Annotated in this window: 1 protein-coding gene; it reads right to left on the bottom strand. The window is 33.5% G+C overall.

Features of this window, described 5'->3' with window-relative positions; all coding sequences use genetic code 11:
• Window positions 1-69 precede the first annotated feature (69 nt).
• The gene (locus HYN56_RS16640) at window positions 70-12156 is read right to left on the bottom strand and encodes an MBG domain-containing protein (RefSeq protein WP_146194603.1); all 12087 of its coding nucleotides are present in this window, start codon (window positions 12154-12156) and stop codon (window positions 70-72) included.
• Window positions 12157-12700 lie beyond the last annotated feature (544 nt).

Below are 12700 nucleotides of genomic sequence, written 5' to 3'. Positions count from 1 at the left end.
CATGTTATATTTTACCAGAATAATCCATCCCCATTTATAAATAATGGGGACTTCATACTCTTTCATTATTTAGTTTTTCACTAAAAGGTTTTTTGTAAATGTTTTACCGTTTGCTAAAGTCATCCTTACAATATAGATACCTTCAACAGCCGGAGCCAGTAAAGTAGTCTCGTTTTCATTGGTTGTTTTTTGATCTACCAATGATCCACTTATTCCAAATACCTCAACGCGGGCATTTATCATTTTAGCAGCATCTAAATTGGTAATCAATTGGTAACTACCATTAGCTTTAACTGGATTAGGATAAATTCTAACTGTCTCAATTATTCCTGTTGATGATATGGTTAATGGACAAGAAGTTATTACCGTTCCGTCTAGTTTTGTTGCAACTGCGTAATATGTTCCGTTTAAACCTCCAACTTCTTTATAATATTGCAAAGTTTGACCTGCGACCAGAACTCCGTCTTTGTACCACGTATAGGACTTAAATTCTTTTGAGCTGTTGTCAAAGAAAATAACATTGTCAAACTGTTGCTTAATTAAATTTGGCTGGCTATTTAAAACTGGTAATGTTATATTTTCAGCCGCATTGTAATTGTTATTACCTGCCTGAGAAGCTGTAATAGTTCCTGAACCAGGATTGTTAAAGATTAATTGATCATTAGAAATCGTTACCACATTCTCATTAGAAGAAGCATAATTTATTGGTAATCCACTATTTGAAATAGCCGTTAACACAGTTGTAGTTGCTCCATCACAATTCGAAACTAACGTTTGATTCCACGTAATTACCTGATCTGCTTTGGTAATTTCAAAGTCTTTGCCCGTATAGGTAATGACATAATTGTTACCTGCAGTCAAGGTTCCTTGTCCTATTGCATAAGATCCTACATTCTCTCCAATTGCTCTATCTAAAGTACCTGAGAAAGTATCATTTCCAACTAAAGCTGGTGAAACCGAATAAGTCAAAACAGGATTTACTGTTCCGTATACTTTGGTTTGAGAAGCATCAGCCATTACGGTAATTGGTTTCGCAGTAATACCAAAGCTGTCTGAACCAATCAAAGTTATACTATAGTTGGCTCCTGCTGATAAATTACCAATAGTATATTTATAAGTTCCAACGTTTTCACCATTTACTCTCATTAAGCTTCCTGTAAAAGTATTTCCAGTTAACAAAGCTTCACTTGAAGTATAAGTTAAAACAGGATCAACATCGCCATATACTTTTGCTTGTGAAGCATCGGCAGTTACAGTGATTGCTTTTGGTGTAATTTCAAAATCTTTACTCTCAAAAGTCATTGTATAATTAGATCCGGCGCTCAAATCTCCTTGTTTGATAGCGTAAGAACCAACATTTTCTCCCGTTGCTCTTTCTAAAGCTCCTGTGAAACTATCGTTTCCAATTAAATTTGGTGAAACCGAATAACTAAAAGCCGGATCAACTGAACCATAAACTTTCTTTTGAGAAGCATTAGCCGTTACTGTGATAGGTTTGGCTGTGATTCTATAATCTTTACCTACATAATTAATAGTGTAATTAGATCCTGCACTCAAAGTCCCTTGTCCTATTGCATAATTACCAATGTTTTCTCCCAAAACTCTGGATAAATTTCCTGTAAATGAATCTCCGTTTTCTAAAGCTGGTACGAATGAATAGGTCAAAGCTGAATCATCTTCTCCATAAACTTTAGTTTGTGAAGCAGCTGTAACCGCAATTGCTTTGGCTGTAATTTCAAAATCTTTGCCTATGTATGTAATAGCATAATTGTTACCTGCATTCAACGTTCCTTGTCCGATAGCATAAGTTCCAACATTCTCTCCTATTCTTCTTTCTAAAAGACCTGAGAAAGTATCATTTCCGACTAAACTCGGTGAAACTAAATAAGTAAGAGCCGGATCCAATGTTCCGTAAACTTTAGTTTGAGAATCATAAGCTGTTACGGTAATTGGTTTTGCCGTAATACCAAAGCTGTCTGAACCAACCAAAGTTACAATATAGTTCGATCCTGCTGATAAACTTCCAATAGTATAGTTATAAGTTCCAACATCCTCGCCACTTACTCTGCTTAAACTTCCGTTAAAAGTATCTCCCGTTACCAAAGCTTCACTTGAAGTATAAGTTAAAACAGGATCAATATCGCCATAGACTTTTACTTGTGAAGCATCGGCAGTTACAGTGATTTCTTTTGGTGTAATTTCAAAATCTTTACTTTCAAAAGTCATTGTGTAATTAGATCCGGCGCTCAAGTCTCCTTGGTTGATAGCATAAGTTCCGATATTCTGTCCAACTTCTCGGGATAAAGCTCCTTTAAAAGTATCATTTCCTACTAAAGCTGGTGAAACCGAATAACCAAGAGCTGGATCTGTTGTTCCGTAAACTTTCTTTTGAGAAGCATTAGCCGTTACTGTGATAGGTTTTGGTGTAATCGTGTAATCTCCATCTATATAATTAATGGTATAATTAGAACCTGCACTCAAACTTCCTTTTGTAATAGCATATTTACCAATATTTTCTGCTGAATCTCTTGATAAAGTTCCTGTGAATGAATCTCCACTTTCTAAAGCTGGTGCAAATGAATAGGTTAAAGCTGAATCATCTTCTCCATATACTTTAGTTTGCGAATCAGCAGTAACTGTAATTGTCTTTCCAGTAATTACAAAGTTTTTACCAATATAAGTAATGGCATAATTATTACCTGCAGTCAACGTTCCTTGTCCAATAGCATAATTTCCAATATTCTCTCCGGTTGCTCTATTTAAAACACCTGAGAAAGTATCATTTCCGACTAAACTCGGTGAAACCGAATAAGTAAAAATTGGATCTGCTGCACCATACACTTTTGTTTGAGAAGCATCAGCTGTTACAGTAATTGGTTTTGCCTTTATAGCAAAATTTGCTGGTACATAGGTAATACTATAATTGGTTCCTGCACTTAATGTTCCTTGTGCAATTGCATAAGTTGCTACATCTTCTCCTGTTGTTCTTTCCAAAGTTCCTGTAAACGAATCTCCACTTATTAAACCAGGAGTTACAGTGTAGCTTAAAACAGGTTCAATATCGCCATACACTTTGGCTTGTGCAACATTAGCCGTAACTGTAATTGCTTTAATAGCAATTTCACCTATTTGAGCCGAAGTTGTTTGAGCGTTTAATGTATAATTTGAAACATCATTTCCTCCAATTGTCAGATTGTTAACTGTAACCGTTTTATTTTTTCCAACATCTTTTGTATCATACGCTCCTAAAGACGGATGGTTTAAGGTCACAACTTCATTTTCTAAAACTCCGCTAAGATCAAAATTACTATTTGATAAAACAGCATCAGTTGTTCCGTCAAAAGTTTTGGTTATGTTTCCTTTTAATGAAGCCTCAATTTTTTTAGACTTAACGATACCTATATTAGCCACTAAAGAGGTAGCGTTTAATGTGTAGTTTTTAGAATCGGTTCCGGATAACTTTAAACCATTAATTGTAACTGATTTATTTTCTCCCACATTTTTATTATCTAAATCACCGGCAGCAGGATTATCCAATACTACATTGTCACCGTCAACAACACCTTCTAAAGTAAAATTATCGGCATTTAATGCTACGACAGCAGAACCATTATAAACTTTTGATATTTCACCTTTTACTTTAGCATTTATCGTTTTTGGTTCTATAATTAAATCGGCTTCTACTGTTTTATCGTTATAATTTGGTTTGCTTAATACAGCATAAACTCTATAAGTACCAACATCTGTTTTGTTGTTATTTGTATAACTTACAGACACCTGATTAGGAAGAGTACCCTGAATAGCTAATGATTTTTCGCTGCCATCATAAACAAAAGTGTTAGATGCTAAAACGAAATTATCCGTTAAGTTGCCTTTTAAAATTGTTAATTTGGCATTAAGCTGTTTGTTATTATAATTTACGCCTCCGTTAATATTAACTGTAACATTATAAGTCCCAACATTGATATTATCATTATTGGTATAACTTACTGTAGCACCATCAGGAAGTATTCCGTCAAGCGATAATCGTTTAGGAGTACCATCATAAATTTCTTCTTTTTCTAATAAAAACAGTGCGCCCGGAAGATCTCCTTTATTAATAGTCATAGAAGTAAATAATTCAAGTACATTGTAATTTGAACCTGAAATTGCAGCTTTTACATTGCTATAAAAACCAGCATTCTTTTGAGTGTTTGAATAAACCACACTTACACCTTCAGGTAAAGTTCCCGATACTTCAGGATGTTTATCAAAACCATCATAAGTAAATGTATTTGACGGAAATGAAATACCTGAAAGGTTCTTTTTATTAATTTTAAGTGTATTAGACAATGTAATATCATTATAATATTCACCTCCGTTAATAATTGCTTTAACAGTATAGTCTCCTGCATTTATTTGTCCATTCCCTTCATAAGACACACTTGCCCCTGCCGGTAAAGCTGAAACATTCAGATATTTTGCAGTACCATCATAAGTATATGTTTGCGTGTTTAAAGTGGCAGTAAAGTCTCCTTTTCCAACCGTAAGTTTAAAGGTTTTAGTTGCCGGAGCATAGATTTCATTCCCATTTTGAGCAACTGTTATTGTAGCTTGACCAACCCCTGTGATCTGAATTTTATTATCTTTTGTAATGTATGCTATATTTTTATTATCACTACTATAGGTAATTGGCGACAGACCACTTGATGCAGTTCCTGTTACAAATTCAGCATCTGTATATTTTTTGGTGATATCATCGACAACAATAGTTTGTAATATTTTGGACTCATAACATCCCATATCTATTGTAGTACTCTGAATACGATTGTTATTTGCAATATCTTTATTACCTCCAATTAGTGTATTATACAGTGCATTATCTCCTTTGTTGATTGCTGGAGAAGTTGTTTTTAAAGCAAAGTTATTTGCATTTGCATCAACAAAATCAACTGGTTGTGCATAAAAATTATTGGCTAATGCCATTGAAGCGTATACAGACTGAGCTTTAGACAGTAAAGAATTCTTAACTGTAACTGTCCCTCCTGTTCTATTTATGTCATTGTTACCCGAAATATCTCTAAAAGCAGAATTGAATACTTCTAAGTTTGAAGTACCATTAGTAAAAATATGAGCTGAATTACTGATGTTATCTCCAAAAGTAGTATTCACAATTTTTACAATGGCATCATTTATTGCTATTGAAGTTCCTTGTGCTCCAGCGTTATAAGCTAAATTACCGTAAAAGAGTGTATTGTATATTGAAACATTAGAATTATCTGTAATATACATACCACCAGCTCTAAAACCTGAAGAATTTTCTGCAATAGTACAGTTTTTTACAATAACGTTAGAACTGTGTACACGTATTCCTCCACCATATTCTCTGGTAATAGATTTTCCATTAACAGTCACATTTCCTTCAGAACCTTGTGCTGCACTTGCCGCCGCACCTTTTAAGATAGCAAAACCATCTATCTCGTTATTACCTGTTGAATTAGAAACTGTAATAATATGGTTAATTGTAGATTGACCATCCAAAATCGTTTTATTCTCCTGAATGCGTCTGTCAGTTATAGCTTCATCAGCAATATTCCCGTCAAAACCTCCATATAGTTTTACGCCGTCTAATAGTAAGAAACTGTTGTCTCTTCCTTCATTAATAAAGTTGGAGTTATCTCTTGCACTATATTTTGGTGTATAAGTACCTTTAGCAACATAAATTTTATTGACAGTGTTTGGTGTATTGTTATTCAAAATGGTAGCATAACGTAAAGCTAATGACAAATCGTTTAACGCTAATTGCCATGAAGAACCATCACCACCAACATTACCTTGTTTTACATATAGTGTGTTATTTGTTAATGTAGTATTAGGTAGTATTTTTAAAGTTCCTGCAGTGTAAATAAAATTATAATTATTGGAAGATAAACCACCTGGAATTATCCCGTCTGTATATATACCAACATCTGTTTTACCTATAGCATTACCTGAGTATACTAATGATCCTGTCAGCTTAGAACGATCATCACCGTTAACAAAACCAGTATAACTTACATCATAATCCGCATTTGTCATTGCTAAATTATTAGCAAGTTTAGTCTTATCGTTTGCTTTTACAGTTAAGTTTGCTTTTGCTACAGTTAAAACAAAGGTTTTTTCTGTTGGAGCATAAGTTTCATTACCTGCTACGGCAACAGTAATTGTAGTTGTACCTGTATTTTGTGCATGAATTTTACCATCTACAATAGCAGCAACAGTAGTGTTACTACTTTTGGTATAAGTTAACGGTAAGCCAGTATTTACTGTTACAGCTGCATTAACAAAATCTGAATCTCCATAATTTTTGGTTAAATCAGATGTTGTAATAGTTTGAGGTAGCTTAGATTCAAAGCATCCCATGTCTATTGTACTATTCTGAACACGTTTATCATCTGCAATATCTTTATCATGATAAATAGCGGTGTTATAAAACGAATTGTCTCCTTTATCGACAACTACAGAGCTTGTTTTTAAAGCAAAATTATTAGTGTTAACATCAATAAAACCAGGGTCTACATTATAGATGTTATTGGCTAACACAAAGCCATTACTACTATAAAAAGTTTCTGCATTAGGTAGAAAGGAGTTATTAACGGTAATTGTTCCTTTCGATTTTTTTATATCATTATGATTAGGATCAGCGAAATATCTAAATATTGAGTTATATACTTGCAAATTAGCATTGGCATGATCAGTAACAATTTGAAATGCATTCTGCGAATCTCCAAAAGTAGAATTATAAATTTTCACATTAGCTTCTAATATCATCATAGAGGTACCTAATGCCCCATAATGATCTGCGGTATTATTATAAAAAAGCGTATTAAAAACAGATACATTTGACACATCCGTTATATACATAGCACCTGCTTGGTTACCAGAGGAATTTCCAGTAATAATACAGTTTTTTATATTAAGGTTAGAACTGTGTACACGAATAGCTGAACCAAATGCCTGGGTAATTGGCTTACCCTTTATGGTCATTGTCGCACCGGCCCCCATCCATGATCCAAAGCCTCCCGCACCATTCATAATGGTAAATCCATCTATTTCGTTGTCTCCTGTAGAGTTAGAAGCAATAACAATGTGATGTACTCTATTTTGTGTTACTGGATTATAACTATCTAAAATAGTTTTATTCTTTTGAATTTGTCTGTTGGATATGCTTTCATTAGCAATAGATCCATCAAAACCTCCATAAATTTTTACACCATCTACTAATAAAAAACTATTGTCTGTATCTTCATCCGCAAAGTTAGCACTGTCTTTAGGACTGTATTTTGGAGCATAAGTCCCTTTAGCCACATATATTTTATTAGCCTTAGTAACATTTGGTCTAGTACTAGTGTTAAGTGAGTGTGCTAATTTTAATCCCTCAGCAACTTCTCCTAATGCATCATCCCAAGAAGTCCCTTTTCCAGCACTTCCTTTTCTAACGTATATTGTACCATCTGTTAATTGAACATCAGACTCAATTGTTAGCCTACCATTATTGTAAGTAATATTATAATTTAAAGATGTTAATCCAGAGGGAGTTATAACGTAGTTACCTATAGTGGTTGCAGTTACAGCTGTACCGCTATAAGCTATTGCACCCACCAAAGCTGTACTTGGAGTATCTCCTAGAACAAACCCAGTATAATTCACAGAAAAGTCTTTAAATACAGAACCATTTTCGAAAAATAATTTATTATCTGCTGTTACAGTTAATGCTGCTTTATTTACAGTTAATATGAAGTCTATTGGAGATGCAGCATCATATTCGCTGTCATTTCCTGATTGTTTTAGGGTTATAGTTGCTGTTCCGGTACCTACGGGCTTAATTTTTCCGTTTTCTATTATAGCAATAGAAGTATTACCAGAGGTATATTCTAATGGTAATCCGCTTGATGCTGTACCGTGTGTAAATGGCTCATCTCCGTATTTTTTTGTAAGAGCAGCCGCTGTTATGGTTTGAACTTTATTTCTCTCAAAAGCTCCTATATCCACAGTAGTATCAATAATACGGGATTTGCCTTTTAAATCTTTAGCTGGTAAAACAAGGTTAACCACATTATTTTTACCGGCATTTAGAGCTGCACTATTCGTTAATAACGAATAATTTGCATCAAAAATCGTAGTTGTGCCAGTAAAACCAAATACCCCCTGAATTAAACTATTTTCATAAGTAGGATTACTGGTATTATTAACAATATCTGTATTATTTTTTACACTAACTGTATTTACAATTCTTGCAGAAGAACCATTTGCATTATACAATGCTGCTCCTTGTGCACCTGTATTATCAGCTATCGTAGCATTAAGAAGTGTTGGCAACGATGCATTGTTGTACAAAGACGCACCGTTTGGAGCTGTATTACTAACAATCAAACAGTTAATCCATGTTGTATTAGCATTTTCATTATAAACAGCACCTCCATTTGTAGTAGCATTATTTGATCTTATAATGCAGTTTTCAAATTTTGCTGTTACTTTTTTATTGTAGATACCACCTCCATTAGTTGCATTACCGCCAGTAATGGTAAAACCGTTTAAAAGAGCATTGCCGGTTAAGCTATTATCATCATTTTTAATAACCGATGCATTATTTCCTTTTAAAATACTTCCATCATTCAAATTACCGGTAATACGTTGATGTGTTAGGTTTGTAATAGCATTATCAGGATCAAATCCACCATATATTTCTACATTCTTAGGCATTATATATGATTTTCCTGAAGCCAATTGATAAGTTCCCTTAGCTACAAATATTTTTTTAACCTTTTTAGGATCATTATCATCTGTATGTACGGAGTTAATATTAGAAGCTTTTGTTAAAGCCACTTCCAAATTGCTTAAGGCACTATTCCATGAAGTACCATCTCCGTTTCCGTTTTGTTTTACATATAAAATGTTATCATTTAAAATTAAATTCGATTTAATTTCTAACGTTCCTTCATCATACAAAACAGTGTATTTAGTAGAGGTAATACCCTGAGGAATAATTTTATAGATACCCGGCTCAGTTGCAGTAACGGCATCACCTGAAAAAGCAAGAGTTCCGGAAATACTATTTGCCTGACTATCACCAGACTCAAAACCAGAATATGTTACCGTATAATTACCATTTCCATAAACATTTCCATCAAATACTTTTACCTTATTAATAGCTTTAATTGTAAGAGGTATCTTGGTTACATTTACAACTATTTTAGTTCTAATACTTTCGCAATTATTAGCATTGGTCTGGCTAACCCAATAAGTAGCAGAATTTTCAGATGACATATTTAAAGAAGGCGGCATTGTTAATGCTGTACCATCTTTTTCTTGTGTATACCATTTTAAATTACTTCCATTTACCACAATTTTAGATCCTGGCTGACCAATAATAAAGTTTTGTGGAGATTGTGCTGTTGGTGCCTCAGTAGAACTTATAGATACCGTAACACTTGCTCTGTCGCTCTCACAACCGTTAACAGTCTGACTTGCATAATAGGTAGTACCCGAAACTAAAGATGTATTGCTCGCTAATTGAGTTCCTCCTGAAGCCTGGCTGTACCATTTTATGTTTGATCCTGTTGCTTTTAAATCGTTTACAATAGCTTCATTACAAAAAGCTTGTGTTGAAGCAACTGTTGGCGCTGTTTTACCGGAAGCGCCTAATTCATTTTCATAAGCCCCAATATCAATCGTATTTACTTTTCTGTTCTTTCCTAAATAATCTGTGCTGGAATATTCGGCTAAATATAATGCGTTATTTCCTTTATTGATTATAGAACTACAACCTGTCAGATTAAAATTAAAAGTAGCAACATCAGCAAAATACGGGTTAGTTTCACGAATATTATTCTTTTTAGTGACAAAATTATTCGGAGTATCATACCTGAAAGCATTATTTTGAACATCAGCTGAAGTACTTGTCCCTCCAAGCTCTTCTAGAATATTATTATAAAGCTTAATGTTTTTACTAAACATATAAATACCATACGCTAACTTTTCGTTCCAAATAGTATTATTTACAAAGTCAACAGTTGAATTATCATAAAAAACAGCTGTAAAACTTTCATTTCCGGTAAAAACATTATTATAGAATTTATTTACCCCATTAATAGTGGCAATTATACTCCCCGATTCATTTTGATTATTTGTGCTTCCAACATTGCCTCTGACCGTATTACTGAAAAATTGGTTTTTTGCAGAACTTTCGATATCTACAACAGCACCTATAAAGGATTTATTTCCTATAAATGAATTATTGGATATATCAGTTGCAATTGAACCTTGATTTAAGAATATTCCCCCACCTCTTTCAGTAGAACTGTTACCTTCGAAATTATTACCGTTTATTGTTAGCTTAGTAGTACTATTGTCAGAAGCATTAGCAAATATTGCTCCTCCATACATAGTAGAACTATTGGTTTTGAAAGTATTATTACTAACAACAGAATTAACCGTATTTGTTTCGAAATTTATTGCTCCTCCTTGTTTCGCAGCAGTATTTCCTGTAAATATGTTATCAGAGATTTTAATGTTATTATCGTTGATAGACACTATGGCACCTCCTAATCCGGAAGCATCATAGTTACTTGTCACTGTAGCACTATTTCCTGTAAATGTATTTCCTGTTAAAGTAATAGTATTTTTATTCTGAAGTGAAGATAAAGCACCTCCTAACAAAGACGCATTTCCTGAAAATGTATTATCTGAAAATTTAACTCCATTTGCTTCGACCAATAAGAATACTCCTCCTATACTTTTTGAAGCTTTATTATTGCTAAAATTATTTGATGTTACTTCTGCATTTATAACTCGGCGAAGCATAATAGCTCCTCCACCTCCAGCGAGTGTGTTAGTTGCTGTCATCACAGCATTGTTATCATTAAATGTAGAATTTGTAATTTTAAGATTAGTAATATTTTCATCAGCATAAAGAACACCTGCAACTTCCGCACTGTTATTGCTAAAAGTACAATTATTGATAATTCTTGATGACGAATTATCCTTGTTCACTTTTTCAATGTAAATAGCTCCTCCATATCCATCACCAATTTTAGTGGTGTAGGCTTGATTATTACTAAATGTTACATTACTTAGATTTAAAAATTTTCCATCTAAATCAGAAATAGCTCCCCCTAGAGGCGCACTGTTAGTATTAAAATTTCCTCCTGTAATAGTCAAATAACTGTCGCTGTTGCTAATTGCACCTCCATTATCTGTTGCTGTATTATTAGAAAATATACAGTTAGTAAAAGTGGCTCGAGCACCTTCCTGTAAACATATTGCCCCACCAATTATACCTTGATTATTTTTAAAGGTTACGTTTTCTAATGTTAAAACCCCTTTTATGTTGTATATAGCCCCACCATTACTTTTAGGGTAGGATGTATTAAGTATTTCCGTTGTTACCATGTCACCTCCCGGTATTGAAGCTATACTAGGCAAGCCACTAAATCCTGCAAGTTGCAAACCTAACGAAGCATAACTATAATAAGGGCTTTCTGTCATCGAAACAAACCAATCCGGATATTTATCTTTGATATTATCGTTAATAGAATTCTTCTTAGTTTCTGTAGATATTTTATAATACTCTAATGAATCAGCCTTACCATCACTAATGGTTAGTCCGTTTAAGTAGTAATTCTCATTTTCTTCAAGAGCATAAATAAGTATCACATGGTGTGCAAAATTTCCACCACCCAAATTTCCGCTAAGAATAGTTTCATTTGCTGTAATATTTCTCTGTAAAAGACTGTTTTCATTACCAATAAAACCACCATATAATTGTACACCTTTTTTTAGTCCAAAAGTGTTATTCCTGTCCTGTGCACTGCCGTTAGGCGCCAAAGCTACTTTAGGAGTATATGTCCCTCTGGCAATCCATATTTGGGTACCACTCTCTGATGAACTAATCATTTTCTGTAAGTTCTCCGAAGCGTTACTCCAGGAACTTCCGTCTTTATTTCCGGAACCGTTTACTGTTACATATTTTATTGTTTGAGATTGCAATAAAACAGTAAATAAAAAGAAACAAGTTACAAACGTGTATCTTGTTAAATTGGGTTGCTTTTTAAAAAGCCAAAGAGCTTTCATTTTCTGCAGACAAAAATGCCATACAAAAACTAAAAACTTTAAAATCAATAAGTAGTTTTTTTCCATAAAAAAGTAAGTAATAAAATTGATTTATATAGTTTGGGTAATTTTGAAACTGTTTTTACAGCCTTCATTTAAGCTGTAACTTTTTAAGATATTTAATGAGAAAGTAGCTTTTTCATTAAAGACTGACTGTCTGATTATCGTTAGAAATTTTTCTTTAAAAAAACTCAATGTCTTCTCAGAAGTTTGAAAAAACGTCAGACAATCTCCACTATTTTCAAGAAATGAAATATTGGAATTTTGATAGATTACAGATGAGCCGAAGCACATTGAAAACAACGGTAAGTAGATTTTTTTCAAGTAGGATTAAGTTTATTTGTTTTATCGAGGACTAAAATTAAAGGGGGCACTCAATTTAACTTCAAAACTAAAGATATCTTCGTAACTCATCCTATTTATTAGGGTGGACAAAAAAGAGACATTTTTTCAATGATGCTCATTTCCAATCAATAAGAGTTTTTTTTTTACCAACACACTGGTTTTATATATCTAACTTTTGAGTACATAGTTACCTCCTCAAATTTAAATTTATACAGTAAGTACCAAT

This window comes from Flavobacterium crocinum, assembly GCF_003122385.1.
Lineage (GTDB): Bacteria > Bacteroidota > Bacteroidia > Flavobacteriales > Flavobacteriaceae > Flavobacterium > Flavobacterium crocinum.
The sequence above is the reverse complement of the archived record's forward strand: the minus strand, read 5'-3'. Positions and strand labels throughout refer to the sequence as shown.